Source organism: Thioalkalivibrio sp. ALJ15, assembly GCF_000383695.1.
In the GTDB taxonomy this organism is placed as follows: Bacteria; Pseudomonadota; Gammaproteobacteria; order Ectothiorhodospirales; family Ectothiorhodospiraceae; genus Thioalkalivibrio.
Genome location: NZ_KB912056.1, coordinates 610,929 through 637,280, shown reverse-complemented (window position 1 = coordinate 637,280; position 26,352 = coordinate 610,929). Strand labels below are relative to the sequence as shown.

General features: G+C 66.8%; 31 protein-coding genes and 2 tRNA genes. 24 read left to right on the top strand and 9 right to left on the bottom strand.

The annotated features are described in order from the left end of the window. Positions 1-16 precede the first annotated feature (16 nt). From G015_RS0103015 to G015_RS0103005, 3 genes are read left to right on the top strand one after another with little or no spacing between them, the layout of a single operon-like run. Positions 17-625 carry an ATP-binding cassette domain-containing protein gene (locus G015_RS0103015; protein ID WP_012983798.1) on the top strand — a complete coding sequence of 203 codons (609 nt, stop codon included), beginning with the start codon at positions 17-19 and terminating at the stop codon, positions 623-625. Beyond that, positions 615-1,385: a metal ABC transporter permease gene (locus G015_RS0103010; RefSeq protein WP_012983799.1), complete on the top strand. Its 771-nt coding sequence runs from the start codon at positions 615-617 to the stop codon at positions 1,383-1,385. The genes G015_RS0103015 and G015_RS0103010 overlap by 11 nt, the downstream gene beginning before the upstream one ends. A 40-nt stretch (positions 1,386-1,425) precedes the next feature. After that, a complete protein-coding gene (locus G015_RS0103005) occupies positions 1,426-2,286 on the top strand; it encodes a class I SAM-dependent methyltransferase (protein ID WP_012983800.1) in 861 nt (286 codons plus the stop codon). Between the two features lie 253 nt (positions 2,287-2,539). Here the strand turns inward: G015_RS0103005 and folE2 are convergent, their stop codons facing one another. Beyond that, positions 2,540-3,484 (bottom strand): GTP cyclohydrolase FolE2, encoded by a 945-nt coding sequence (gene folE2, locus G015_RS0103000; protein WP_081622285.1) that lies wholly within the window; start codon positions 3,482-3,484, stop codon positions 2,540-2,542. Between the two features lie 115 nt (positions 3,485-3,599). Between folE2 and dksA the strand changes: the two genes are divergently transcribed. The 7 genes from dksA (at position 3,600) to G015_RS0102970 (ending at position 8,599) form a co-directional block, all read left to right on the top strand. Then, complete coding sequence (gene dksA / locus G015_RS0102995; protein ID WP_018139451.1) at positions 3,600-4,001, top strand: RNA polymerase-binding protein DksA; 402 nt, start codon at positions 3,600-3,602, stop codon at positions 3,999-4,001. 63 nt (positions 4,002-4,064) lie between these two features. Then, positions 4,065-5,315 (top strand): zinc metallochaperone GTPase ZigA, encoded by a 1,251-nt coding sequence (zigA, locus tag G015_RS0102990; protein WP_020146136.1) that lies wholly within the window; start codon positions 4,065-4,067, stop codon positions 5,313-5,315. Further along, on the top strand, positions 5,312-5,959 hold the full coding sequence (locus G015_RS13870; protein WP_083925115.1) for a DUF1826 domain-containing protein: 648 nt from the start codon (positions 5,312-5,314) through the stop codon (positions 5,957-5,959). The genes zigA and G015_RS13870 overlap by 4 nt, the downstream gene beginning before the upstream one ends. A gap of 208 nt (positions 5,960-6,167) precedes the next feature. Then, positions 6,168-6,593, top strand: a complete 426-nt coding sequence (locus G015_RS14220) for a hypothetical protein (protein WP_155987372.1) — start codon at positions 6,168-6,170, stop codon at positions 6,591-6,593. Positions 6,594-6,612: 19 nt separating this feature from the next. Next, positions 6,613-7,581, top strand: a complete 969-nt coding sequence (locus G015_RS0102980) for a YafY family protein (RefSeq protein ID WP_020146135.1) — start codon at positions 6,613-6,615, stop codon at positions 7,579-7,581. Further along, entirely contained in the window at positions 7,581-8,111 is a 531-nt protein-coding gene (locus G015_RS0102975; RefSeq protein WP_020146134.1) for an MOSC domain-containing protein, read from the top strand. Before G015_RS0102980 ends, G015_RS0102975 begins: the two co-directional genes overlap by 1 nt. A 74-nt stretch (positions 8,112-8,185) precedes the next feature. After that, positions 8,186-8,599, top strand: coding sequence for an HIRAN domain-containing protein (locus tag G015_RS0102970; protein WP_020146133.1), 414 nt, complete (start codon positions 8,186-8,188; stop codon positions 8,597-8,599). A gap of 24 nt (positions 8,600-8,623) precedes the next feature. Here the strand turns inward: G015_RS0102970 and G015_RS0102965 are convergent, their stop codons facing one another. Next, complete coding sequence (locus tag G015_RS0102965) at positions 8,624-9,991, bottom strand: NAD-dependent succinate-semialdehyde dehydrogenase (protein ID WP_020146132.1); 1,368 nt, start codon at positions 9,989-9,991, stop codon at positions 8,624-8,626. 107 nt (positions 9,992-10,098) lie between these two features. Here G015_RS0102965 and G015_RS0102960 point away from each other — a divergent pair, with 107 nt between their 5' ends. The 9 genes from G015_RS0102960 to G015_RS0102920 all read left to right on the top strand — a co-directional run bounded on the left by G015_RS0102960 (position 10,099) and on the right by G015_RS0102920 (position 18,734). Further along, positions 10,099-11,061, top strand: coding sequence for a complex I NDUFA9 subunit family protein (locus G015_RS0102960; protein WP_018139458.1), 963 nt, complete (start codon positions 10,099-10,101; stop codon positions 11,059-11,061). A 16-nt stretch (positions 11,062-11,077) separates the two neighbouring features. Continuing rightward, positions 11,078-12,310, top strand: coding sequence for a multifunctional CCA addition/repair protein (locus G015_RS0102955; RefSeq protein WP_020146131.1), 1,233 nt, complete (start codon positions 11,078-11,080; stop codon positions 12,308-12,310). Positions 12,311-12,443: 133 nt separating this feature from the next. Further along, on the top strand, positions 12,444-13,100 hold the full coding sequence (locus G015_RS0102950) for a protein-L-isoaspartate O-methyltransferase (protein WP_018139460.1): 657 nt from the start codon (positions 12,444-12,446) through the stop codon (positions 13,098-13,100). Between the two features lie 120 nt (positions 13,101-13,220). Further along, positions 13,221-14,573, top strand: coding sequence for a TolC family outer membrane protein (locus G015_RS0102945; protein WP_020146130.1), 1,353 nt, complete (start codon positions 13,221-13,223; stop codon positions 14,571-14,573). Beyond that, a complete protein-coding gene (locus G015_RS0102940; RefSeq protein ID WP_020146129.1) occupies positions 14,570-15,133 on the top strand; it encodes an isochorismatase family protein in 564 nt (187 codons plus the stop codon). Before G015_RS0102945 ends, G015_RS0102940 begins: the two co-directional genes overlap by 4 nt. A gap of 30 nt (positions 15,134-15,163) precedes the next feature. Next, entirely contained in the window at positions 15,164-15,304 is a 141-nt protein-coding gene (locus G015_RS14275; protein ID WP_196799362.1) for a hypothetical protein, read from the top strand. 13 nt (positions 15,305-15,317) lie between these two features. Beyond that, on the top strand, positions 15,318-16,169 hold the full coding sequence (locus G015_RS0102930) for a hypothetical protein (RefSeq protein ID WP_018139464.1): 852 nt from the start codon (positions 15,318-15,320) through the stop codon (positions 16,167-16,169). Further along, positions 16,169-17,239 carry a homoserine O-succinyltransferase gene (locus G015_RS0102925; protein WP_018139465.1) on the top strand — a complete coding sequence of 357 codons (1,071 nt, stop codon included), beginning with the start codon at positions 16,169-16,171 and terminating at the stop codon, positions 17,237-17,239. The genes G015_RS0102930 and G015_RS0102925 overlap by 1 nt, the downstream gene beginning before the upstream one ends. Before the next feature lie 154 nt (positions 17,240-17,393). Then, positions 17,394-18,734: an MFS transporter gene (locus G015_RS0102920; protein WP_018139466.1), complete on the top strand. Its 1,341-nt coding sequence runs from the start codon at positions 17,394-17,396 to the stop codon at positions 18,732-18,734. Positions 18,735-18,740: 6 nt separating this feature from the next. Here the strand turns inward: G015_RS0102920 and trmB are convergent, their stop codons facing one another. From trmB to thiS, 3 genes are read right to left on the bottom strand one after another with little or no spacing between them, the layout of a single operon-like run. Next, positions 18,741-19,469, bottom strand: a complete 729-nt coding sequence (trmB, locus tag G015_RS0102915; RefSeq protein ID WP_012983825.1) for a tRNA (guanosine(46)-N7)-methyltransferase TrmB — start codon at positions 19,467-19,469, stop codon at positions 18,741-18,743. A gap of 2 nt (positions 19,470-19,471) precedes the next feature. Then, entirely contained in the window at positions 19,472-20,278 is an 807-nt protein-coding gene (locus tag G015_RS0102910; RefSeq protein ID WP_012983826.1) for a thiazole synthase, read from the bottom strand. A gap of 43 nt (positions 20,279-20,321) precedes the next feature. After that, the gene (gene thiS / locus G015_RS0102905) at positions 20,322-20,528 is read right to left on the bottom strand and encodes a sulfur carrier protein ThiS (RefSeq protein WP_012983827.1); all 207 of its coding nucleotides are present in this window, start codon (positions 20,526-20,528) and stop codon (positions 20,322-20,324) included. Between the two features lie 65 nt (positions 20,529-20,593). Between thiS and G015_RS0102900 the strand changes: the two genes are divergently transcribed. From G015_RS0102900 to G015_RS0102890, 3 genes are all read left to right on the top strand, one after another. Further along, positions 20,594-20,667: transfer RNA gene (locus tag G015_RS0102900), tRNA-Gly, on the top strand. Between the two features lie 84 nt (positions 20,668-20,751). Continuing rightward, entirely contained in the window at positions 20,752-21,189 is a 438-nt protein-coding gene (locus tag G015_RS0102895; RefSeq protein ID WP_012983828.1) for a Fur family transcriptional regulator, read from the top strand. Positions 21,190-21,258: 69 nt separating this feature from the next. After that, positions 21,259-21,334 (top strand) — tRNA-Thr (locus G015_RS0102890). A 42-nt stretch (positions 21,335-21,376) separates the two neighbouring features. On the opposite strand, the gene G015_RS0102885 is transcribed toward G015_RS0102890, so the two are convergent. Then, the gene (locus G015_RS0102885) at positions 21,377-22,699 is read right to left on the bottom strand and encodes a DEAD/DEAH box helicase (RefSeq protein ID WP_012983829.1); all 1,323 of its coding nucleotides are present in this window, start codon (positions 22,697-22,699) and stop codon (positions 21,377-21,379) included. 105 nt (positions 22,700-22,804) lie between these two features. Here G015_RS0102885 and trxA point away from each other — a divergent pair, with 105 nt between their 5' ends. Both trxA and rho read left to right on the top strand, forming a co-directional pair. After that, positions 22,805-23,131, top strand: coding sequence for a thioredoxin TrxA (gene trxA / locus G015_RS0102880; RefSeq protein ID WP_012983830.1), 327 nt, complete (start codon positions 22,805-22,807; stop codon positions 23,129-23,131). Positions 23,132-23,341: 210 nt separating this feature from the next. After that, a complete protein-coding gene (gene rho / locus G015_RS0102875) occupies positions 23,342-24,601 on the top strand; it encodes a transcription termination factor Rho (RefSeq protein WP_012983831.1) in 1,260 nt (419 codons plus the stop codon). A gap of 94 nt (positions 24,602-24,695) precedes the next feature. Here rho and G015_RS0102870 read toward each other — a convergent pair whose 3' ends face one another. From G015_RS0102870 to hemW, 3 genes are read right to left on the bottom strand one after another with little or no spacing between them, the layout of a single operon-like run. After that, a complete protein-coding gene (locus G015_RS0102870; RefSeq protein WP_012983832.1) occupies positions 24,696-24,944 on the bottom strand; it encodes a transcriptional antiterminator, Rof in 249 nt (82 codons plus the stop codon). Continuing rightward, positions 24,941-25,135 (bottom strand): CPXCG motif-containing cysteine-rich protein, encoded by a 195-nt coding sequence (locus G015_RS0102865; RefSeq protein ID WP_012983833.1) that lies wholly within the window; start codon positions 25,133-25,135, stop codon positions 24,941-24,943. The genes G015_RS0102870 and G015_RS0102865 overlap by 4 nt, the downstream gene beginning before the upstream one ends. Then, a complete protein-coding gene (hemW, locus tag G015_RS0102860) occupies positions 25,135-26,337 on the bottom strand; it encodes a radical SAM family heme chaperone HemW (protein WP_012983834.1) in 1,203 nt (400 codons plus the stop codon). Before hemW ends, G015_RS0102865 begins: the two co-directional genes overlap by 1 nt. Positions 26,338-26,352 lie beyond the last annotated feature (15 nt).

Here is a 26,352-nt window from a genome sequence, read left to right as displayed (position 1 = left end):
ATTCTTTCGAACCTGCATGCCACCCGAGCCTGTCCCGCCCATCCTGCACTCCCAGTCGGCCCTCCTCGGGTTCGACCGTCCGGTGATCGGGCCTTTGTCCCTGGAGATCCCGGCAGGTGCCCGCTGGGCCCTGACCGGACCCAATGGGGTGGGCAAATCGCTACTGCTGAAAGCCATCACCGGACAGGCCCGCGTTCACGGCGGGCGTTTTGAACTCGCCCCCCGTACGCGACCCAGCCTGCTGGCTCAGGACCACGCCCGCCCGCAGCCCTGGCCCCTGTCTGGAGACGACTGGCTGCGCGCGATGGGGGCCAGCGTGCCCGAACATGAAGGAGTTCGGGCCCTGCTGAATCGGCGGCTGGACTGCTTGAGCGGCGGTCAGTGGCAACTTCTGCGTCTGGCCGCCGTGCTGACCAGCCGAGGTGAAGACTCGTCGGCGCAGCGGTTGATCCTGCTGGATGAACCCGCCAACCATCTGGATGCCGAGGTCCGTGCCGACGCGGTGGAACTGATCAGGGCGGTCCCGGCCGAGACGAGCATGCTGATCACCAGCCACGACGATGAATTCCTGCAGGCGCTCGGCCTGGAGAACCATCCACTTGCGGAGTACCTGGATGCCGGGTGACCTGCTGCTGACACCCTTCATTGCCGGCGTGCTCGTCACCATGGTGCTGGCGCTCGCCGGGGCCGGTCTGTTCCTGCGCGGATCGGTCTGGCAGGCGCTGGCCCTGGGGCAATGGGCAGCCGTGGGCGGGGTTCTCGCCTCGGTCCTGCACTGGCCGGTGCTGCCCGTGGCGCTGCTGCTGGGTGGCGGGATCATGGTGCTGCTGCAGCGCAGCCGGGATCGGGAACGCCTGCCCCTGGCCGTTTTCCTCGCCGGCCTGGCGGCGGTCACGCTACTGGCCGCCAACTTTGCTCAGGCCAGCCTGGCGGCCGCTGCCTGGGCCGAAGGCCAGCTCTACTTTGCCGGCCCCAATGAGCTCTGGGCGGCGACCGGTCTGAGCCTGCTGACCCTCCTGATGGTCCCGGTGCTCCTCCGCGTATGGCTGCATGCGCAGATCGCACCGGATGTGTCGGCGGCAAGCAGGCCGGCTGTCTGGCAGCATCTCGGCGAAATCGTCTGGCTGGTCGCCGCTATCGTTCTGGGGAGCATGGTCCTGGGACTTCCGGCTGCACTGGCCACCCTGCTACTGCCGGCCTGGGGTGCAGCCTGGCTCGCACGCAACCTCACCGGGCTGGTGCTCTGGACGCAGGGCATCGCCCTGTTCGGGTTCCTTGTCGCCTGGACCATCAGCCTGCCGCTGGATCAGCCCTTCGCACCGGTGCTGGTCCTGGTCAACGTCATGCTCGCGCTCGGCGCCCGCCTCGCCGCCATGCTGCGCTGACCCGACGCGTTCCACCCCACCGCAAGCAACGACTGACGCCATGACATCCAACACCGCCCACTCGTCATCCACCAGTGCGAATGGCACTTCGCCGATTTTCCAGGCCATCGAGAAGGCGCAGGGCGACCAGCCCTGGGGCAGCTTTCTTGATGCCGGGACGGGTCGCAAGTCCATCGAGTGGATTAGCCGCCTGGATACCGAGCGCTGGACGGCGGTGACGGCCTCCCAGGAGATGGCGCGCACGACCCGCAAGGCGGCGGGCACGGCGCGGCGCCGGCAAGACCGCATCCTGGTCGGCAACTGGATGTCGGATCAGCTTCTGTTCGGTGAACGCTTTGACACGGTGCTGCTGGACTACTTTATCGGGGCCATCGAAGGTTTCGCGCCCTACTGGCAGGACCGCGCCCTGCACCGATTGCGGCCGCACGTGGGCGACCGGCTGTATCTGGTGGGCGTCGAACCCTACGTGCTGGTGGAACCGAAAGATGAAGCCGGCGCGCTCGTGAGGGAGATCGGACGCCTGCGTGACGCCTGCCTGCTGATTGCCGGCAATCGGCCCTATCGCGAATATCCATCATCCTGGGTCATGCGCCAGCTTGGAATCGCGGGATTCCGGGTTCTGGATGTCCGCTATTTTCCCATCCACTATCGCGAACGGTTCGTCAACGGCCAGCTCGACCTGTGCCTGCGGCAGCTGCCGCATTTCAGCGACGAGGGTCTGGCCAAGGCCATGCACCACCAGATCGAGGTCCTGCGTGAACGCGCCCTGCCTTTGGCCCGCAGCCAGGAGGGGCTGAAACACGGCGCAGACTACCTGATCGTGGCCGAACCGATGGCCGACCGGCATCGCGGCCTGCACGACCCGCTGCAGCCTCATCAGACCCTCCCGAACCCGGAGTAGCCTCAAGCCGATACCGGCTCACCAAACGGCACACAGCATTACTGACCGAGCATGTTGACACCAATACACAGTTGCGTATGATTCTCATTTAGATGCGCAGCCCGGACAGCTGTGTGTCGCCAGGACGAAAGGCGGCTTTCTGCCTTTGGTCTCTCCAACCTCCGTAAGCGTTGCCGCCGGATATGCAATCCGGCGGCTTTTTTATGCATCGTCGTCACCGCCAGGCATGCCGGTCCGCAACGGGCCGACGGCTTCAGCGACGGTCGGTCACCCTTCGTTCAACACGGGCGACCGCGTCATGCGCATGCAGACTCTCGCGATGGCGAACGTGGATGCGATAGCCGCGGGCGGAGTACTCCGGGCGCAGGGTGCTGTCCAGGCGCCGTACGGCGTCTTCGCAGAACATCAGGTTACGGCCGTTGGCGAGCGCGAAGGCCTTCTCGTCGACACGCTTCACCGCCGTTTGCAGGGCTGTGCCCAGCGTCTGTTCCACACCATCGATCAGATCGGGCAGGGGCAGCGTCGATATCAGCGGATCCAGACCGACCGTAACGGTTGCCTCGCTGCGCTGGCTATGGGGCGTCGCGACAATCCCCTCGGCCCGGCCCAGCCATTCGCGCACGGTTGCCGCATCCACGGCCGAGCGTGTGAAGTCGCGGTCGAACTGCTCCTGGATCGCCTGCCGCGCCAGGGCGGCGGAGCAGGGACAGGTGGAGGAATAGCCCACCTGAACCTCCAGTTCCAGGGACACAGCCCCGGACTCGCTGCGTGCAGCGATCCGGAACGGGTAGCGCTTCCAGCCCGCGGCCGCACTGACCAGGGCCGGCCGTTCCAGCGGCAGCTCCCCGGCAAGACGGACCTCCGCCACGCTGGACAGGCCACCGTGCGAAGCCAGAAACGCCTCGAGCACATCACACAGCCGCGCAACGTCCAGCTCGCGGGACTCCAGCTGCCGCAGGGCCCTGTAGAGCCGTGACATATGGATACCGCGCGCGCCCGCGTCATCGAGGCTCACCCCCGCGCTGGCCCGGGCGACCACTGGCTGGCCGGTCAGATACAGCGGAAGGGTGATGTCTTCCATACCCACCCAGTCGAGTGCGGAGGCGTGCGTAGCAGCCGACGCGGCAATATCCGGTAGCGGATCGGTCGCGGAGGTTTCCGTATCCGGTGAGACCGGAGACACACAGGTAGAGGACATAAGACACCTTGTTGCAGGCGGGTCGACCCCATCACAGGACGGTGGCCGATCCGTGTTGTCGGGGCTCAATCGAAACGTTATGGTATAACATCCTTAGCGCAACCGACGGAACCCCATGACCCGCGACGAACTGCTGGCCATGCCTGCCGAGGCCTACATGAGCGAGCCCCAGCTCGCGTACTTCCGCGAGCGCCTGCTCGAAATGCGCGACGAGATCCTGGCCGACATCGAGGGTGCCCGAGATGGACTGCTCGACAACGAGCGCACCCCGGACGAACTGGACCGCGCGGCAATGGAGGAGTCCCGGCTCCTCTCCATGCGTGTACAGGAACGCGAGGGACGCCTGCTGCGAAAGATCGACCAGGCCCTGGATCGTATTCAGACCGGCGAATACGGCTACTGCGAAGTGAGCGGTGAACCCATCGGCCTGCCACGCCTGCTGGCGCGTCCCACGGCGACCCTCTGCATCGAAGTCAAGGAACGCCAGGAAAAGACCGAGCACGTAATCGTTCGCTGAGGCCGCATCCCCATTCGACTCGGGCGCGCTCCAGCGGCCCGAGCATTTCCCCTGGAGGTAGCAATGAAACGTCTTCCCGTCACCGTCCTCTCCGGCTTTCTCGGCGCCGGCAAGACCACGCTGCTGAACAACATCCTGCACAACCAGTCGGGGCTGCGCGTCGCGGTCATCGTCAACGACATGAGCGAGATCAACATCGACAGCGCCCTGGTGCGCGGCGGCCAGGATGCCGTCACCCGTACCGATGCCCGCATGGTCGAGATGACCAACGGCTGCATCTGCTGCACGCTGCGGGACGACCTGCTGGTGGAGGTGCGCCGCCTCGCCGAATCCGGGCAATACGACTACCTGGTCATCGAATCCACCGGCATTTCCGAGCCCATGCCCGTGGCCGCCACCTTCGCCTTCCGCGACGAGAACGGTCAGTCCCTGGATGATGTCGCCCGCCTCGACACCATGGTGACCGTCGTCGACGCCGGCGCCCTGCTGAAGGACTATGCCTCCACCGATTATCTAGGGGATCGGGGTGAATCACTGGGCGAGGAGGACGAGCGCACCGTCGTCGACCTTCTGGTGGATCAAATGGAGTTTGCAGATGTCATCATCATCAACAAGGTGGACCGCGCGACGCCCGATGAACTCGCGACCGTTCGCGGCGTGGTCCGCGGCCTGAACCGCGAAGCGCATGTGATCGAGGCCACCCATGGCAACGTTCCCCTCGAACTGCTTCTGGGCACCGGCCGCTTCGACTTCGACCGCGCATCGCAGGCCGCTGGCTGGGCGCAGGAGATGATGGGCGGACACACGCCGGAAACCGAGGAATACGGGATCTCGAGCATCGTGTATCGGGTGAATCGCCCGTTCCACCCGGCCCGCTTCTTTGACCTGCTGCACCAGGAGTGGCCCGGCGTGATCCGCAGCAAGGGCTGGTTCTGGCTGGCCTCGCGCCCGGACTGGGCCGGCACACTGTCGCAGGCCGGCGGCGCGTTGACGCATCACGCCGCCGGCTTCTGGTGGGCCGCCGTACCGCCGGAGAAACGTCCCACTAACGAGGACTGGTGGGACACGGCCATAGCGCCAGTATGGGACGAACGTTTCGGCGATCGCCGCCAGGAGATCGTACTGATCGGTATAAAAATGGACGCAGACGCCATGCGCCAGCGTCTCGATGCCTGCCTGCTCACCGACGACGAAATGGCGGCGGGCCCGCAGCAATGGCAGTACTTCGAGGACCCGTTTCCGGTCTGGCGCCTTTCGGACGAGCCCGAGGGATCGCCGGAAGAATCCCGGACCCGAGAGGTTTCATCCGCATGAGTCCGGAGAATCAACCCGCGAATCGCCCAGGGCCTTCCAGCCATCACCGCTTCGTCGACCAGGCCCGGGAGCTCCTGGGCATCCACCGTGAAGAGGTCAATTCCCTGATCTGGAGGCGATCTCTGGGCCCAGCCCTGTCAACTCAGTCGGAAGCCCTGGCCAGTACCGAGCCGGGTATGCTGCTGGATACCCGCTGCCGTCCCGACCAGGTACGGCTCCGGCTCCTGGAAGCCACCGGACAGCCCCCATTCCAGGTCCATCTGCTGGGCCGGGACATTGAACATCTCGCCCATGCATTCGCCATCGTTGCGAGCGCGGTCAGCGTCAGGATTCAGCTCGAAGTCCTCGATCACCAGCCCTGCCCTTTGTTCCATGTGGACAACAATGTCCTTCGGATGTTGTGCACCTACGTCGGGCCCAGCACCGAGTACGCGGACGAGCGACACCTGAACCGCGAACGACTGCAACAGAACGACAACGAGGGCGTGCTAGGCGGGCGCTCTCCGTTAATCACCGAAGCTGGACAGGCCATCCTGATGAAGGGCAAACGCTACTCGTCGGAAAATGGGCGCGGTGCGGTGCATCGATCGCCCCCTATTCCCCCCGGCCAACGCCGCCTCGCGCTCCGTCTGGACTATCCATGACGATTGTCTCCGGTATCGCGCGGGGCCTGCCCCACTGAAACAACCTCCTGGGCGCGAGCGGCAGGAGCCGCAGCATCTCTCCCTTGGCAACCCGAGAGGCGGATGGGTCTGAATTTTTCACAAAAACCCGGAAAGCCACTTGACCCGTGCGCTGTCTTTCTTCAACCTTCAATTGCGAACGCTTCTCATTTACTTTAGGAGGTCTCGGATGTTCACACTGGATGCCTGGCTGGAACGCACCCACCCTTCGCTGCGGATCATCGACAGCGCCTCACGCCGCGTCATCGCCGAGTGGCAGGGAGAGGATCTGCACCACCTGTTCGAGTCCGGCACAGTCGCACCAGATGACTGCTGCGGGCCACGCTCCCGGGAGTCCGAACATGAAACGATTCGGGAGCTCATGCTGGAAGCATGCCTGGAAGGGCTGACCGTCTGTCGGCGCAATTCGCAACGCGAAGCTTCATCGACATCGCCGTGCCCCCTTGCACAATTAACGGCCTGCGAAGACACACATCGCTCCGAACGCCGTGCACGAAACCTCCAGGTCATCGGCTCGACCGGGAGCGCTCCGACCCACCATCAAGCCCACAGCATTGCGAAAAGACCGCATTTACGCTTAGCGTTCCGAACATGACCGTCTCCCTGCTGACCCGGTGAACCGCGCCGAACGCATCTTTCATCTGCACCGCCTGCTGCAGGCGCGGCGCCCGCCGTCACTGGCGGACCTGATGGAACGGCTCGAGGTCTCGCGCGCCACCATCAAGCGCGACCTCGAGTACATGCGCGACTTCATGCAGGCGCCGATTGAGTACGACCCGAAGGCCAACGGCTACCGATATGGGCAGGACGCCCCGGCCTTCGAACTGCCGGGGCTGTGGTTCAACGAATCCGAATTGCTGGCGCTTCTGACCATGGAGCAGCTGCTGGAAGACGTGCAGCCGGGTCTGCTGGCACCCACGCTGGGTCCACTGAAGGGTCGTATCCGCGAGCTGCTCGCCAGCGGCGGGCACCAGCCGGACGCCGTGCGTCGTCGCATCCGCATCCAGCCGCTGGCGCAGCGGGTCGGGCGGAGCGAGGGCTTTCAGGCCGTGGCCGCCGCCACGCTGGACGAACAGCCAATCGCAATCGAGTACCACGGTCGCGCCCGCGACACCGCGACCCGGCGCGTCGTGCACCCGCAACGCCTGCTCTACTACCGCGACAACTGGTATCTGATCGCCTGGTGCGAGCAGGCACAGGACCTGCGCACCTTTGCCCTGGAACGCATCCGTTCGTCAGCCCCGGCCGAGGGCACCTACCGCGATATTGACGAGTCCACGCTGGATGCCCACACCGGCGCGGCCTTCGGCATCTTCACCGGTCCCGCGCAGGAATGGGCGGTGCTGCGCTTCACCCCGGAACACGCGCGTTGGGTCGCGGACGAGACCTGGCACCCGGACCAGACCGGCCACTTCGAAGGCGAGCACTACCATCTGCGAGTCCCCTTCGGGGATCCCACCGAGCTGATCCAGGAGATCCTGCGCCACGGCGCCGGGGTCGAGGTCCTGGCCCCCGAAACCCTGCGCGCCCGCGTCGCCGCCACGCTGCACGAGGCCGCTGCGCAATACCCGGCTTCGTCCTGATGCTGCGCCGCTGGCTGGCCCACCGCAAATCCACCACCGCCTCCGGCCGACTGGAGGCGATCTGGATCGCCGACCAGGCCGGCGCACCCATGTGCGAGCGCGCCGCCGTGGATGTCACCGAAGCGGGCCTGACCGGAGATCGCTACGCCACCGGACATGGCCACTGGCACACGGTGGAAGCCTGCCCCGTCACCCTCATCTGCAGCGCCGAGATGGAGCGCGCCACGCGGCGGGCGCGCCGCCTGCGCCAGCCCGCAACCCCGGTGCCCGGCGACCACCGCCGCAACCTCGTGGTCAGCGGCCTCCGACGCAGCCCGCGCGCGGGGACCCTGCGCATCGGTGCCGTGCGTTTCGCCATCACCCGGCCGCGCCCGCCCTGCGGCTGGCTCAACCAGGTGGTCGGCTACAACCTCGCGGGGGCCCTGCGCCAGGACAGCGGTATCTGCCTGCGGCCCCTGGGGCCGGGCACCATTCGGCGTGGCGACACCGTGCACTGGGAAGCCGTCCAGGGGCATTCAAGAGGTGATTAACAGGGGTGGCTCATTCTGTGAGCCACCCCCAGTGCTACAACGGACCCCAAGATCCAGACCACAGGGAGTCCGAAATGCCGAACAAGACCCAGCAGGCCCGCCCGATCCCCACCCTGCGCGGCTACTACGCCAAGCGCGGGCGCTACAGCGCCACCGCCACCACCGAGGAACTGCTGCAGACCATCCCGCTGGCCGGCTTTCGCCACCACGATGCGCCGAAGCTGTGGAACGCCCTGAAGCGCGGCCAGGCCCTGACCCTGCGCCGGGAGCGGCTGAACCCCCACGACGACAAGGCCGTCGCCATCGACTGGGTCGACCACCAACTCGGCTACCTGCCACGGGACCGCAACGGCCTAGCCGCCGAGCTGCTGGACCGCGACGAGCCCCTGGTGGCCCGCATCCTGGAAAAGCGTGATCACGCCGACCACCACAGCCGCCTGGAACTCGGCCTGTACCGCGCCCGCCCCCGGAGCGCTCCCGCGCACTAGAGGACGCTCCTGGCCAGGGTGGTGCTATCCCACCCAGATCGTCTTGGCGTTCTGGAACTCGCGGATGCCGAGTTCGGAGAGCTCGCGGCCGTAGCCCGAGTCCTTGACCCCACCGAAGGGCAGGCGCGGGTCGCTCTTGACGATGCCGTTGACGAAGGCGCAGCCGCATTCCAGGCGCCGGGCCAGGGCCTCGCCACGTACCGGGTCGGCGGTCCAGACACTGCCGCCCAGACCGAAACGCGAACGATTGGCGAGCGTGATCGCGTGATCCGCGTTGCGTGCGCGGGTCACCGCGGCGACCGGGCCAAAGGTCTCCTCGTCGAAGGCGGGCATACCCGGTTCGACCGCGTCCAGCAGCGTGGGCGGGTAGAAGTAGCCCGCCCGCTCGAGCGGCTCGCCGCCGGTAACGAGCCGCGCGCCGGCGGCGACACTGCGCCGGACCTGGTCGTGCAGCTCGTCACGCAGGTCGTCGCGCGCCAGCGGCCCGATATTCGTGTCGTCGCTCATCGGGTCGCCGATTACCAGCGCCTCGATGGCCGTCCGAAATCGCTCCACAAAGGCGTCCGCGATCGATTCCTCGACGATGAATCGCTTGGCGGCGATGCAGGTCTCGCCGTTATTCTGGAAGCGCCCGCGCACCGCCTGTTCGACGCTATGGTCGAGGTCGGCGTCCGCCAGCACGATAAAGGCATCGGAGCCGCCCAGTTCCAGCACCGAGGTCTTGAGCGCCTTGCCCGCAGCCGCGCCCACCGCGCGCCCGGCCCTTTCCGATCCCGTCAGGCTCACGCCCTGCACGCGGGCATCGGCAATGATGCCCTCTACCGCGTCCGACCCGACCGGCAGGTTCTGGAACACGCCTTCGGGCAGACCGGCTTCAGTGAACACACGCTCCAGGTGCTCGGCGCAGCCTGGGACATTGGAGGCATGCTTGAGTAGCACGGTGTTGCCGGCAAGGGTCGCCGGGAGCGCCTGACGAAAGGCCTGCCAGTAGGGGAAGTTCCAGGGCATGACCAACAGGACGGTGCCCAGTGGCTGCCAGGCGATGAACGAGCGGCTCGCGTCCGAGGCGATCATCGTGTCCTGGAGAAAGTCCGGACCGCGATCGGCGTAGTACTCGCAGCCATTCGCACACTTGTCGACCTCGGCACGTGCCTCGACCAGGCGCTTGCCCATCTCCTGAGTGGCAGTGCGCGCCAGCGCCTCGCGCTGATCCCGCAGCACGGCAGCCAGATCGCGCAGGCACTGGGCCCGTACCGAAGCCGGATGCGCCGCCCAGTCCTGCTGGGCGCTGGCCGCCCGCGCCAGCGCGGCCTCCAGGGCCTCGGGACCCATCCGCGGGTACCGGGCCAGTGTTTCGCCAGTGGCGGGATTGATCGCGGTCAGGTCGGTCATGTCGAGGCCTCTGAAGTTTAAAGGGCGCTTGCGGAACCCGGTTTGAAGATTGACAGTCACCCGAGTATAAGACCAGCCCCACTGGCTTTCGGAAGGACCTTGGGACCATGTCGATTGATTCGATTCGCTCTGTCTGCCTCCTCGGCGGCACCGGCTTTGTCGGCCACCAGATCATCCGCCGCCTGATCGATCGCGGTATCCGCGTGCGCGTGCTGTCGCGGCGCCCGCACCGCCACCGTGACCTGCTGGTGAACCCCGAGGTCGATCTGGTCGAGGGCAGCGCCCACGACCCGGCCACGCTGGAGCGCGTCTTTGCGGGGCAGGACGCGGTGATCAACCTGGTCGGCATCCTGAACGAGCGCGGCCGCAACGGCTCGGGCTTTCGCGCCGCGCATGTGGAACTGACGCAGAAGGCCCTGGCGGCCGCCGAAAGCTGCGGAGTGCGCCGCTTCCTGCAGATGAGCGCGCTGAAGGCCGACATGGAGAACCCGCCCAGCCACTACCTGCGCACCAAGGGCGAGGCTGAACAGCTGGTATTCGCCTGCGATGCGTTCCCGGTCACGGTGTTTCGTCCGTCGGTGATCTTCGGGCGCGACGACTCCTTCCTGAACCGCTTCGCCACCCTGCTGAAGATCTCGCCGTTCATGCCGCTGGCAAGGGCGGACGCGGAGTTCGCGCCCGTCTACGTGGGCGATGTCGCCGAGCATTTCGTGGATGCCCTGGAGGATCCGGAGACCTTCGGCGAAGGCTTTGAGCTGTGCGGTCCGCAGACCTACAGCCTGGAAGAGCTGGTGCGCTATGTCGGCCGCCTGATCGGCCACCGCCGCCCGGTCATCGCGCTCCCCGACTGGGCCGGAAAGCTGCAGGCCAGCGTGTTCGAGTTCGTGCCCGGCAAGCCGCTGTCGCGCGACAACTTCGCCTCGCTGACCATCGACAGCGTCTGCGAAGGTGAGTCCCGTCTGCCCTGCCCGACGCGCCTCGAGGCGATCGCCCCGGAGTACCTCGGTGGCGGCATCGAGGCACGCAAGCAGGCCCTGCGCACCCATACCCGCGAGGTCGACCGCGGCTAGCGGCCGCGCGGGCGCCATGCAGACCTATCTCGTCGGGGGCGCGGTGCGCGACCGGCTGCTGGGGCGCCCGGTGCATGAACGCGACTACGTGGTGGTGGGCTCCACGCCCGAGGCCATGGAGGCTGCCGGCTTCCGCCCGGTGGGGCGGGATTTCCCGGTCTTTCTGCACCCCGAGACGCACGAGGAATATGCGCTGGCGCGCACCGAGCGCAAGACCGCGCGCGGCTACCACGGCTTCCAGTTCAATGCCTCGCCCGAGGTCACGCTGGAGGCCGACCTCGAACGGCGTGACCTGACCATCAACGCGATGGCGGAGGACGCCGACGGCCATCTGATCGACTGCTACAACGGCCAGGCCGACCTCGAGGCGCGCCTGCTGCGTCACGTCTCGCCCGCCTTCGCCGAGGACCCGGTGCGACTGCTGCGCGTGGCCCGCTTTGCCGCACAACTGGAGCCATGGGGCTTTCGGGTCGCCGATGACACGCGGGAGCTGATGCGCGAGCTGGTCACCTCCGGCGAGGTCGATGCGCTGGTACCGGAGCGCGTCTGGGCCGAGTGCGAAAAGGCCCTGAAGAGCCCGGCCCCGCGCCGCTTCATCGAGGTGCTGCGCGAGGCCGGGGCGCTGGCCCGCCTGTTCCCCGAGATCGAATGCCTGTTCGGCGTCCCGCAGCCGGCGCGCTACCACCCGGAGATCGATACCGGCGTGCATACCCTGATGGTGCTGGGCCAGGCCACTCGCCTGTCCGAGTCCCCGGAGGTCCGCTTCGCTGCGCTGGTCCACGACCTCGGCAAGGGCAACACCGACCCCGAGATCCTGCCCAGCCACCACGGCCACGAGGAGCGCGGGGTCGTACTGATCCGCGCACTGGCCGAGCGCCTGCGCATCCCCAACCGCTACCGCGAACTGGCCGTGCGGGTCGCGCGCTATCACGGACTGGTGCACCGGGTCTTCGAGCTGCGCCCGAAGACGGTGATGAAACTCGTAGACGGGCTCGATGCCCTGCGCCGGCCGGACAACGTCGAGCCCTTCCTGCTCGCGGTGGAGGCAGATTTTCGCGGGCGCACCGGCTGGCAGGACAAGCCCTATCCCCAGGCCGATGCGGTGCGCCGCGCCGTGGCGGCCGCGCAGGGGGTCGACGTCCAGACCCTGATGGCCGAGGGGCACAAGGGCAAGGCCCTCGGCGAGGCCCTGGAGCGTGCGCGTATCCGGGCGATCGAGGATGCCCTCCACACCGCCCCGAACCCGTAGGAGGCCAGCCCTCTGGCCGATCGGCTGTCGGTCCGGGCCCATCGGCCAGAGGGCTGGCCTCCTACAGCAACTTGCCTGGACGAGCGTGCGAACGTACTCTTTCGCCGCTATTGACGTACTCGAGGACTCCGCGATGGATTTCGCCCTGGCCCGGATGAACATGGTTGAACAGCAGGTCCGTCCCTGGGACGTGCTGGACATGCGTGTACTGGACGTGATGGAAACGCTTCCACGCGAACGCTTCATGCCGGACGCCTACAAGGCCCTGGCGTACGCCGACTCCGAGATCCCGCTCGGCCATGGCGCGCACACCCTGCCACCGGTGGTGATCGGCCGCCTGCTGCAGGCCGCCGCCGCGCAGCCGACCGAGACGGTGCTGGAGATCGGTACCGGCTCCGGCTATGTCACCGCCTGCCTGGCACGCCTGGCCGCGCACGTCGACTCCATCGAGCGCATCGACGAACTGCGTCTGAATGCGCGCAATACGCTGGTCGACTTGGGGCTGGAGAACGCCAGCCTGCGCACCGCCACCGTGACCCCCGAGTGGGCTCCGCCGCGCGAGCGCTATGACGTGATCGTACTGACCGGCGCGATGACCGAATACAACGACTTCCTCGAACGCTACCTGACCCTGGGTGGCCGGCTGTTCGTGATCACCGGTGACGGCCCGATCATGCAGGCCAACCTGATTACCCGCACCACCGAGGACAGCGTCCGCCACGACGTGCTGTTCGAGACGCGTGTGGAGCCGCTGGTCGGTTTCGAACCGAAACCCGCGTTCGAATTCTGACTTCCCACCCCCGGCCGTCCGCCCGCCGGGGTCTCCATCGCAGAAACACGGGTCCGCGTGCACATTGCCCGGTGTTTCCCTACGATGGAGCTTTACCTGTCTTTTCAGGAAGCCGCGCCCATGAACCGGTCCGTCAAACGTATCTTCTCCACGCTGGCGACTGCCGGCATCGCCCTGCTGGTGGCCAGTCCCGCCCCGGCCGCCAGCCTGCTTGAGGTCTACGAGCGCGCCGCGACGGAAGACGCCGAGCTGCGCGCGGCCAAGGCCGAGTACCGCAGCGTGCTCGAGAACCGCCCGATCGCGCGCTCCGCGTTCCTGCCGCAGATCACCGGTGACGCCGAGGCCGGCGCCTTCTACAACAACTATCGCAACCAGGACAGCTTCGACGGACGCCAGACCAGCTTTGGCGTATCGCTGATGCAGAGCCTCTACGACCGCCGCAATTTCATTGAACTGACCCAGGCCGATCTCGAGATTGCGCGCGCGGAGGCCGAGCTGGACGCCGCCCGCCAGGACCTGATCCTGCGGGTATCCGAGGCCTACTTCGATGTACTGGTTGCCCAAGAGACACTGGCCTTTCGCGAGGCGGAGCTCGAGGCCATCGGCCGCCAGCTGGAACAGACCGAGCGCCGCTTCGAGGTGGGTCTGATCGCCAGCACCGACGTGAAAGAGGCCCAGGCCCAGCGCGACATCGCCGAGGCCGAACGCATCGCCGCGGAGAACCAGCTGGACGTGGCGCGCGAACAACTCGCGGTAATCACCAATACGTACTGGGACGAACTCGACGTGCTGCGCGAGGACGCCGAACTAACCCCGCCAGAACCGGCCGATGCCCAGGCATGGGTCGATATCGCGCTGGAAAATAACCTGGAGCTGGCTGCCCAGCGTCTGACCACCGAGACCGCCCGCGAGCAGATCCAGCGTCAGCGCGCCGAGGGCCAGCCAAGGCTGAACCTGAACGCCTCGGTCAGCGAAAACCGTTTCCACGGTATCGATGACGGCGGCGCTGGCGCGCAGGGCGCGGGGCCCCTGTTCAACGAAGGCACCGAGGCCCAGGTGGGCGTGCGCCTGGAGGTGCCGTTCTATACCGGCGGGCGCGTGAGCGCGCTGACCCGCCAGGCCCGCGAGGACTTCCAGGCCGCACAGGAAGGCCAGTCGCTCGTTGAACGCCGCACCACCCAGGACACGCGCAATGCCTATCTGTCGGTGATCGCGAACAGCTCGCGCGTGCGCGCCCTGGAGCAGGCACTGATCTCCACCCAGGCCGCCTTCGAGTCGGCCGAAGCCGGGTTCGAGGTCGGCACGCGTACCCAGGTCGACGTGCTGCTGGCCCTGCGCGAGGTGTTCCGCGCCGAGCGTGACTACGCCGAGGCCCGCTACGGCTTCCTGACCGACTCGCTGCGCCTGCAGCGCGCCGCCGGCCGCCTGAGCGTCGCGGACCTGGAGTCGATCAACCAGCTGCTGGAGCGATGACCGTCGATCCACGCGCCCGCTGCGACCGTGCCCGTTCCCGCCTGGTCCTGATTGACCTGCAGGAGCGGCTGCTGGCCGCAATGCCGGACAGCGAACGCGATGCGGTGGAACGCCACACCGCACGGCTCGTCGAGGCCGCGCGCAAGCTGGACATCCCGATCGAGGTCTCGCGCCAGTATCCGAAGGGGCTGGGCGAGGTGACCGCGAGCCTGCAGCAGGCACTGGACGGACATGGCACGCTGACCGACAAGACGGCCTTCTCCTGCTGCGCGGAAGACGACCTCCACGCGCGCCTGACCGGCGGCAACCAGATCATCCTGACCGGCGCAGAGACGCATATCTGCGTCACTCAGACGGCTCTGGAACTGCTGGACGCAGGTGTTACCGTGTTCGTGGTCGAGGATGCGGTCTGCTCGCGCGACGCCACGCGCAAGCGCAACGGACTGGAGCGACTGCGCGCGGCGGGCGCGATCATCACGAACCACGAATCGGTACTGTTCGAGTGGCTGCGCGACGCGGCCGACCCGCAGTTCCGCGAGCTCAGTCAACTGATCCGCTAACGATAGACGGGGAGAAACGCAGGGATGCGCATGCTAGGAAACATTCTGCTGGGCGCGTGGCTGATCCTGTTCGGCCTGCGCGGCCTACTGGGGCTGCAGTTTCAGTACGACCACTATGTGATCAGCGGTCTGGCCGTGATCGCGGGTATCCTGTTCATCCTGCGACGTTAAACGAAACCCGGACATGCGCCTTTCGCCCGAAGAATACCGCCAACTGGACCATCGCCGGATCACCCTGCTGGGGATGTCCGGTGTCGGCAAGACGCGCCTGTCCAACATGCTCCGACGCGAGGAGTGGTTCCACTACTCGGGTGACTACCGCATCGGCACGCGCTACCTGAGCGAACCGATCCTGGACAACATCAAGGCCCAGGCGATGGCCGTGCCGTTTCTGCGCGACCTGCTGCGCTCGGACTCGATCCAGATCATCAACAACATCACGGTGGACAACCTGCACCCGGTCGCGAGCTTCCTCGGCAAGCTCGGCAACCCTGAACAGGGCGGCCTGCCGCTGACCGAGTTCAAGCGCCGCCAGAACCTGCACCACGAGTCCGAGGTGCAGGCGATGCTCGACGTGCCGGACTTCATCCACAAGTCGCAGACGCTGTTCGGCTATCCGCATTTCGTCAACGACGCCGGCGGCTCGGTCTGCGAACTGGACAGCCCCGGCGTCCTGGAGACCCTCGCCGAGCACACGCTGATCCTCTACATCAAGGCGACTGACGAAGACGAGCGCCAGCTGATCGAGCGCGCGGAACGCGACCCGAAGCCGCTGTACTACCGCGAGGCCTTCCTCGACCAGCAGCTTGCCGAGTACATGCGCGACGAGGGGCTGGACTATGTCGCCCAGATCGACCCGGACGCCTTTGTGCGCTGGGTGTTCTCGCGCCTGTTCCGCGCGCGCCTGCCACGCTACGAGGCAATCGCGGAGGCACACGGCTACACCATCAGCACCACCGAGCTCGCGCAGGTCCGCAACGCCGCGGACTTTGACGACCTGGTGTGCATGGCCCTGGAGCGGGAGGCGCGACTGTAATGCCACTCGTTGCCCACTCGGACCTGCCCACCTTCGCCCGCCTGAAGAGCGAAGGCGAGACCGTACTGCCCAGCGACTTCGCCCAGCAGCAGGAGATCCGCGCGCTGCATATCGGGCTGCTCAACATGATGCCGGACGCCGCCCTGGCGGCCACCGAGCGCCAGTTCTTCCGCCTGATTGGCGAGAGCAACCAGATCGCGCAGTTCTACATCCACCCCTTCACCCTGCCGCAACTCAAGCGCGGGCCGAAGGGGCGCGATCACATCAAGCAGTACTACGAGGACTTCGAGGATCTGAAGAAGGATGGCCTCGACGCGCTGATCATCACCGGGGCCAACGTGACCCAGCCCGATCTGGCGCTGGAGCCGTTCTGGGAGCCCCTGGCGGAGGTCGTCGACTGGGCCTGGGACAACGTGACCTCCACGCTGTGCTCCTGCCTTGCCACCCACGCCGTACTGCAGGCCCGCTACGGCGAGCATCGCGTGCACATGGGCGAGAAGCTGTGGGGCGTGTTCCCGCATCGCGTGGTGGACCGCGGCCACCCGCTGGTCACCGGCGTGAACACGCGTTTCGACGTGCCACACTCGCGCTACAACGACGTCTCGCGCGAGCAGTTCGAGCGCCACGGCCTGCGTGTACTGGTGGAGAGCGAGCAGTCCGGCATCCATCTGGGTGCATCACCGGATGGTTTCCGCATGGTCTTCTTCCAGGGGCATCCGGAGTACGACTCGATCAGCCTGCTCAAGGAGTACAAGCGCGAGGTCGTGCGCTACATCCAGGGCGAGCGCGAGAGCTATCCGCCCCTGCCGGAGAACTACCTGCTGCCGCAGGCGGCGGCGATCCTCGACGAGCACCGCGAGCATGTGCAGGTCGCGGTCGAGCACTGCACCGAGATCCCGGCACTGCCGGAGGCACTGCTGCTCGACCGCCTGGACAACACCTGGCATGACACCGCGCTGGCGGTGATGAACAACTGGCTGGGCAACGTCTACCAGCTGACGAACCTCGACCGGCGCAAGCCGTTTCGCGACAGCGTCGACCCGAACGACCCGCTCGCCGGGCGGCGCTAATCCGGCCCTGCCCCTCATGGCGAGGAGGTGACGAGGCAGCCTCCTGACGATGGCAGGGCCGCGGGGCCGGTTGTTTCGAGAATCGATGGATTCGTCGCTTCGCTCCTCGCAATGACAGCGCGGGGGGGGGATCTCCTCGTAACCAGGGATACCGATGGCCGAGACTGATTCGGAAAAGCTGCCGCGTCCGATCCTGCACCTGTACGAGACCATCGCCGGGGAAGAGGACGCGCGCGTCTGCAAGGACATCCCGGAGGATGCCTGCCGCGCGCAGCCGGTCAATTTCTTCGTCCACCTGGTCTCCAACACGCTGAGCAAGATTGGCGACGAGCTGGCCTCGGCGCGGCTGGTACTGGCCTGGCTGCTGGGGGCGCTGGGCGCCCCGGCCGCGTTTGCCGGCTTCCTCGTCCCGATCCGCGAATCGGGCTCGCTGCTCCCGCAGCTGTTCGTCGCCGCCTCCATTCGCCGCCGCGCCATCCGCAAGGGGTTCTGGATCCTGGGCTCGGTCCTCTCCGGGCTGGCGGTCGCCGGGATGGCGATCGTCGCCCTGACCCTGGAGGGCGCGGCGGCGGGCTGGGCGATCCTCGGGCTGCTGACCGTGTTCGCGCTGGCGCGCGGGATCAATTCGGTGGCCGCGAAGGACGTGCTCGGCAAGACGATTGCCAAGCAGCGCCGCGGCACCGTGATGGGCTATGCCGCCTCGCTGGCCGGCTTCTTCACGCTGGGGCTGGGGGTCTATCTGACCCTGGCGAACCTCGAGGATGCCGGTATTGGCATATTCGTCGCCCTGTTGGCCGCCTCCGCCGGCGCCTGGTGGGTGGCGGCCGCGACCTTTACGCGCCTGCACGAGGCCCCGGGCTCCACCGAGGGCGGCGGCAACGCGATCACCCAGGCGTTGTCCTCGGTACGCCTGCTGTGGACCGACCGCGCGTTCGGGCACTTCGTGTTCACCCGCGCGCTGCTGATGAGCACGGCCCTGGCGCTGCCGTTCTATGTGCTGCTGGCCGAAGATGCGACCTCGGGGGATCTGGGCACGCTTGGGCTGCTGATCCTGGCCAGCGGGCTGGCCTCGGCGGTCAGCGCCCCGGTCTGGGGACGCCTGTCCGATCGTTCCTCCCGCTGGGTACTGATTCTCTCGGGCCTGCTGGCCGCAGGGCTCGGCATCCTGGTCGCCCTGGGTGTCTGGTTCGCGCCGGTGGATACCGACTCGGCGCTGGTGCCGGGCGGGGTCGTCTACGCGCTGCTGTTCTTCCTGCTGGGGGTCAGCCATGCCGGCGTGCGGCTGGGGCGCAAGACCTATCTGGTGGACATGGCCACCGAGAAGACCCGCGCCGCGTTCACCGCCGTCAGCAATACCGTGATCGGCGCGCTGCTGCTCGTGGGCGGGCTGTTCGGGCTGCTGGCCCAGCTCGCGGGCACCGAGGTCGCGATTTTCGTGCTCGCCCTGATGAGCCTGGCCGGCGCGGTCAGCGCCTGGTGGATGGGCGAGGCCTGAGGCCCGTCAGGCCTCGGCGTCGGTGCGCCTGTAGAGGAGATCGGCCACCGCGTGGCCGCGCCGCTCGCCGCGCCGCTCGAACTTGGTCACCGGGCGTTCCGGCGGCCGCCCCGGGGCCGGCACCGGGCCATCCGGCTCGAACCACGGCGCGCATTCTTCCAGTACCGCCATCATGTGCTCGGCGTATTCGGCCCAGTCGGTCGCCAGGTGCAGCCGCCCGCCCGGGCGCATACGCGAGGCCAGCAGGCGCACGAACGGTGGCTGGATCAGGCGGCGCTTGTGGTGGCGCTTCTTGTGCCAGGGGTCGGGGAAATACACCTGAACCCCGTCCAGGGCCGCCGGCGCGATGTAGTGCTCCAGCAGTTCCACGGCGTCGTGGTCGGAGACGCGCACGTTGGTCAGACCGCGCTGCTCCACCTCGCGCAGCAGGTGACCCACGCCCGGGCGATGGACCTCGGTGCCGATGTAATCGCGCCCCGGGTTCTGCGCGGCCTGCTCGGCCAGGCTCTCGCCGTCGCCAAAGCCGATCTCCAGCGTGACCGGCGCTTCGCGGCCGAAGACGGCCGCCAGGTCCAGCGGTGCCGCGGGCTCCGGCAGCGCGAGCCCGAAGCGCGGCAACAGCTCGTCCAGCGCACGCTGCTGGCCCGGCGTCAGCCGCCCCTCGCGGCGCACGAAACTGCGGATACGCCGGTAAAAGGGCTTGTCCTCGGAGGCAGAATCAGCAGACTCACTCATGCTCAGCTGAAGAACAGGCCGGTCTGCGGCGAGGAGGCCGAGGCGTAGCGGCGCGGCGCCATGCGCCCGGCACGGTAGGCCTGACGCCCGGCGATGATCGCGTGACGCATGGCCGAGGCCATCATCACCGGGTCCTCGGCAGCCGCGATGGCGGTATTCATCAGCACCCCGTCGCAGCCCAGCTCCATCGCGATTGCGGCATCCGAGGCCGTGCCGACACCGGCATCGACCAGCACCGGAACGTTGGCGTTTTCGACGATCTCGCGGATGTTGTAGCGGTTCTGGATACCCAGCCCGGAGCCGATCGGGGCGGCCAGCGGCATGATCGCCAGACAGCCGATCTCTTCCAGGCGCTTCGCCAGCAGCGGATCGTCGGTGGTGTAGACCATCACGTCGAAGCCCTCGGCGACCAGGGTCTCGGCGGCCTTCACGGTCTCGAAGACATCCGGGTACAAGGTCTTCTCGTCGCCCAGGACCTCCAGCTTCACCAGGTTGTGCCCGTCCAGCAGCTCGCGCGCCAGGCGGCAGGTACGGATCGCGTCATCGGCGGTAAAGCAGCCGGCCGTGTTCGGCAGCAGCGTGTAGCGCTCCGGCGAGATCACGTCCAGCAGGTTGGGCTCGTCCGGGTTCTGGCCGATGTTGGTGCGGCGGATCGCGACCGTGACGATCTCCGCCCCGCTGGCCTCAATGGCATCACGGGTCTGATCGAGATCGCGGTACTTGCCTGTGCCCACCAGCAGACGGGAGGTGAACTCGCGTGAACCCACGCGGAAGAGGTCGTCGGCAGACGCGGCGGCCGATTCGGTCATGGTGATTCCTTCGTTGAAAGTAGTTACGGACGGCGACTCGGACTCAACCGCCCCCAATCGCCTGCACGATCTCCACGCGATCGCCGGGATGCAACGGGTGCGCGGCGTGCTCGCTGCGCGGTACCAGCTCCTCGTTGACCTCCACTGCCAGGCGGCGACCGCCCAGGCCACGCGCCTCGATCAGCGCAGCCAGGGTGGCCTCGCCATCTTCGGGGAGTTCGAAGGGTTCGCCGTTCAGCTGAATCTGCATAGTTCTTCGACTGGTCAATTTGCCGTTGAGCCGGAGGCCAACAAGACCTACAATCGCCGACTCAAGCGGGTGTAGTTCAATGGTAGAACGGGAGCTTCCCAAGCTCTTAATGTGGGTTCGATTCCCATCACCCGCTCCATTCTATCAGAGGCTTGCGCCTCCGGACCCCCATCGGACTGACGTGATCTGGACGCGATCCAGCAGCTGTTATATTGTCCGGAATATGTCTGCTACATCTGACAATCCGAATCTGCTGGACGTCGACGACGCCCGCGCGTTGCTGCGCGAACACACGATCTCTCCGACGGAGCAGCGCGTGGAGATTGCACGCGTAATGTTCGCGCGTCATCAGCACCTGAGCGCCGAACAAATCCTCGGCCGCCTGGTGCAGCATTCGTCGCGCGTCTCCAAGGCCACGGTCTACAACACGCTCAAGCTGTTCGCAGAGAAGGGCCTGGTGCGCGAGGTCGTGATCGACCCGACCAAGCTTTTCTACGACTCCAACCTGAATCCGCACCACCACCTGTTCCACACCGACACCGGCGAGCTGGAAGACGTCGATCCCGCACGGGTCGATATCTCGCACCTGCCCCCGCTGCCGGAAGGCAAAGAGCTGCTGGGTGTGGACGTGATTATTCGGGTCAGCGAGCGCACGGCCTGATCCGGAACCCGCGCCGCCGGTCGCGCGGGATTGTTGTCGAGCCCCACCCCCGCTATTATGGCGCGCTTCGCCGACGTAGCTCAGTTGGTAGAGCAATCGATTCGTAATCGATAGGTCGCAGGTTCGACTCCTGCCGTCGGCACCATTTCCCCTCCCTGTTCCCTCTTGCGCCTGTTCGCAGAACGGCTCAGGAGCCTTTTGGCTTGCCGCCCCCGCTGCGATGGCGGTGCCCGCCGCCGCCCGACGGTTTACCCGATCCGCGCGCACCGCCACGTCCACCGCCGCCGCGCCGGTCGTCGCGCGGCTTGCGCGGGCGCGGCTTGGGGCGCACCGGGTCGCTGAACAGGGCTGCGGGGTCCACGGTCTCCGTGGGGATCCGTTCGCCGAGATAGGACTCGATGTCCGGCAGGTAGAACGCGGAGTCCTCGCAACCGAAGCTGATGGCGTCGCCCTCGGCCCCGGCGCGCGCCGTGCGCCCGATGCGGTGCACGTAGTCCTCGCCCGACTGCGGCAGATCGAAGTTGAACACGTGGGTCACGGCCGGGATGTGCAGTCCGCGCGCCGCGACATCAGTCGCCACCAGAAAGGCGTACTCGCCTGCGGTGAAGCGCTCCAGCAGGCTCGAGCGCTTGTTCTGCGGCACATCACCCGAGAGCAGCGCGGCCTTCTGCCCGTTCACGTTCAGCCAGTCGCAGACCTTCTCGGCCCCGTGCTTGGTGTTCACGAACACGATGGCCCGCTCCGGCTTGAGATCGCGCGCCAGCCCCAGCAGCAGCGGGATTTTTTCCTCGTTCGCCGGGTAGTAGATCACCTGGCGCACGCGATCCGCGGTCAGGGTCTCGGCCTCGACCTGGACCTTTTCCGGGTTGCTCATGTGCTCGTAGGCCAGCTCCATCACACGCAGCGACAGCGTGGCCGAGAACAGCATGGACAGCCGCTCGCTGGCCGGCGCGCAGCGACGCATCAGGAAACGCACGTCCTTGATGAAACCGAGATCGAACATGCGATCGGCCTCGTCCAGCACCACCACCTCGGTGTGCCCGAGCCCGAACACCTTCTGCTTGAAGTAGTCGATGATCCGGCCCGGCGTACCAATCAGGATGTCGGCCCCGGCCTCCAGCTGCTCGCGCTGGCTGTCGTAACCGGTACCACCATAGGCCAGCGCCAGCTTGAGCCCGGTTTCGCGCCCCAGCATCTCGGCATCCTTGTGGATCTGGATGGCGAGTTCACGCGTCGGGGCGACGATCAGGGCGCGCACATCGGTCGCCCGGCGATCGGGCGCGGGCGCCTGGCGCAGCAGACGGTTGAAGGTGGCGATCAGAAAGGCCGCGGTCTTGCCCGTACCGGTCTGCGCCTGCCCGGCGACATCCCGCCCGGCCAGCGCAATGGGCAGGGTCAGCGCCTGGATCGGCGTGCAGGTCTCGAAACCGGTGGCGCGGATGCCCGCCTGTACGGCCTCGGGCAGATCGAGCTGGTCGAAGCGGGGCGTTTCCTGCGCGGGATCGGTCATGTGAATCCTCTATTACTTGAACTGTCTGGCGATCATCGTCGATAGTAAGAGCCGTGCAGCCGGCGTTGCGGGCTGTTCCCCCAACCCAAGTGATGAGGGCTCGGAGTGAGCGACAAAATTGTGTACACGTCAGACGCCGGTTTCGACGAAGACGTCCTGAAGGCGGATCAGCCAGTCCTGGTGGACTACTGGGCCGAGTGGTGCGGGCCCTGCAAGATGATCGCCCCCATTCTGGATGAAATCGCCGAAGAATACGCCGGCAAGGTCAAAGTCGCCAAGCTGAACATCGACGAGAACCCGTCCACGCCGCCGAAGTACGGCATTCGCGGGATCCCGACGCTGATGCTGTTCAAGAATGGCGATGTCGAAGCCACCAAGGTCGGCGCATTGTCCAAGTCGCAGCTGACCGCTTTCCTGGACCAGCACCTCTGATCCGGCATACCCCGGGGTCGCATGCGGCCCCGGGGTTGCAGTACCAAAAAAACGACGCCACCAGGCCTTGCCCCAAGCGGGCGCGTCGCTTACCATCGGTTCAGTTCAGGCGGTCGCCAGACCGCAACCTGCCCCCGATACTCAATCCAAGGCAAGCCGAGCGGCCATCCCCGGTCGCCGATCATCCACGTTGAACACAGCACCCCACGAATGAACCTGACCGAACTGAAGCGGATGTCCGCTGCCGATCTCGTCGCCTTTGCAGAAGAAAAAGGCATCGACAACATGTCCCGCGCCCGCAAGCAGGAGATCATCTTTGCCCTGCTGAAGGCCCATGCCAAAAGCGGTGAAGCCATCTACGGTGACGGAGTCCTGGAGATCCTCTCCGACGGCTTCGGATTCCTGCGCAGCGCCGACAGCTCCTATCAGGCCGGGCCGGACGACGTGTACGTCTCCCCCAGCCAGATTCGACGCTTCGGGCTGCGTACCGGCGACACCATCGCCGGCAAGATCCGCCCGCCCAAGGACAACGAGCGCTACTTCGCGCTGCTGAAGGTCTCGGAGATCAACTTCGAACCACCGGAGAATGCCCGGCACAAGGTGCTGTTCGAGAACCTCACGCCGCTGCACCCCTCCAAGCGCATGCGCATGGAGCGCGGCAACGGCTCCACCGAGGACATCACCGCCCGCGTCATCGACATCGTGGCGCCGTTCGGCAAGGGCCAGCGTGGCCTGATCGTCTCCCCGCCCAAGGCGGGCAAGACGCTGATGCTGCAGAACATCGCCCAGAGCATCGCGACCAACTACCCCGAGTGCTACCTGATCGTGCTGCTGATCGACGAGCGCCCGGAGGAAGTCACCGAGATGGACCGCATGGTCCAGGGCGAAGTGGTCTCGTCGACCTTCGACGAACCGGCCCAGCGCCATGTGCAGGTCGCCGAGATGGTGATCGAGAAGGCCAAGCGCCTGGTCGAGCACAAGCGCGACGTGGTGATCCTGCTGGACTCCATTACCCGCCTGGCGCGCGCCTACAACACCGTCGCCCCCAGCTCCGGCAAGGTGCTGACCGGTGGCGTGGACGCCAACGCCCTGCACCGTCCGAAGCGCTTCTTCGGTGCCGCGCGCAACGTGGAGGAAGGCGGCAGCCTGACCATCCTCGCCACCGCGCTGGTCGAGACCGGCTCGAAGATGGACGAGGTGATCTACGAGGAGTTCAAGGGCACCGGCAACATGGAAGTGCACCTGGAGCGCCGCATCGCCGAGAAGCGCATCTACCCGGCGATCAACGTGAACCGCTCCGGCACCCGCCGCGAAGAGCTGCTGACCGCCCCGGACGAGCTGCAGAAGCTCTGGATCCTGCGCAAGTTCCTGCACGGCATGGACGATATCGAGGCGATGGAATTCCTGCTCGGCCGCATGCAGTCCTCGAAGACCAATTCCGAGTTCTTCGACCAGATGAAGCGCAGCTGACGCGAAGCGGGCACCGCCCGCCTCCCGTCATCGCGAGCGCCAGCGAAGCGATCTCCAGGGGCGGGCCATACGCTCGCCGCGCAAGGCCGGCGTATCAGCCGGGCACCGGCTCGAAGCTGACCAGGCGATCCAGCCGCCACCACTGCCGTCGACCCTCGGCGTCACGCAGGATCAGGTACTCGGCCCCGCGCCGCGTGCGCAGATCCAGCGGCCGCACCACCGCAATCCGATCCATTTCGCCCCGGCGCCAGTGGGTACGCAGGTGCTGCCCGCGCAGGATCGCCAGCTCCAGCTCGGAGTAGCGCTCGCAGGCGATCGGCGTATACGGCGGGGCCACACTCATCCTCCCTCCCGAATGGCCTCCACCTGCGGGATCTCGGCATCCGGGGCCTCGACGCGCCGAAACACGATGGGCGCGCAGCACACGGCGCAGTCCTCGATCCATTCCCGGTCCGCGCTGACCATATCCACCGTCGTCTCGCCCGGTTCGCCACACCAGGGGCAGGTAAAGCCGACAAACTCCACCGGTCGCATCACCGCACCTCCTCCGGACCCTTCATTACCTGGGCACCGGCTGTCACACCCGCCGCATCCGGCAAAAAACGCTCCAGAATGTCATTGAGAAAGGCCAGGCCGCGTTCGGTCGGCTGCAGGCGCTGCGGATCGGACACCAGCAGACCCTCTGCCCGTAGCTCGCCCAGGGCCGGTTCCAGCGTAGTCAGGTCCAGACCGCAGCGCTCCTCGAAGCAATGCGCGGGCACTCCCTCCACCAGACGCAACGCGTTGAGCATGAACTCGAACGGGAGCTCGGCCTCGGGGACCGCCTGGTCGCGGTGCTGGTCGGGCGTCTCCAGGTAGGCTGCGGGCTGGCGCGGCTTGGTCCGCCGCAGCACCCGCCCCTGGGACGGCAACGTCAGCTTGCCGTGGGCCCCGGCCCCGATGCCGAGGTAGTCGCCGAACGTCCAGTAGTTGCGGTTGTGCCGGCATTCCCGCCCCCTCGTGGCGTACGCGGAAACCTCGTATCGAGTATAGCCAGCCGCAGCCAGCGCACATTGTCCTTGTGTGAACAATTCCTCGATCGTGGAATCCGGTGGCAATACCGGGGGCCGGGCTGCGAAATAGGTATTCGGCTCCAGGGTCAGCTGATACCAGGAGATGTGCTCGGGTTCCTGTTCGATCGCGGCCCGGAGATCCGCCAGCCCTGCCTCGACGGACTGCTGCGGCAGGCCGAACATGAGATCCAGATTGATGTTGTCAAACCCCGCGGCACGGGCATGCTCGACCGCGGCATGGGCCTCGGCCCCGCCGTGGATGCGCCCCAGTCGCTCGAGCATGACGTCGTCGAAGCTCTGGATACCCAGCGACAGCCGGTTGACCCCGGCCTCGCGGTAGCCATGGAAGTATGCGCGATCTGCGGTGCCGGGGTTGGCCTCCAGCGTGATCTCGGCATCCGGGCGCAGGGGCAGCCGCGCACGCAGACCGGAGAGCAGGTCCGCCAGCGCCTCGGGCGGGAACAGGCTGGGGGTCCCGCCGCCGATGAACACGCTGTCCACACGCCGCCCCCAAACATCCGGCAGCTGCGACTCGAGGTCGCGCATCAGCGCCTCGACATACGCGTCGAACGGGACCTCGCCCCGCGGCTCGTGGGAGTTGAAGTCGCAGTACGGGCACTTGCGCACGCACCAGGGCAGGTGCACGTACAGGGCTAGGGGCAGCGGGGTCGGGAATGCGCTCATGCCGCGAGCATAGGC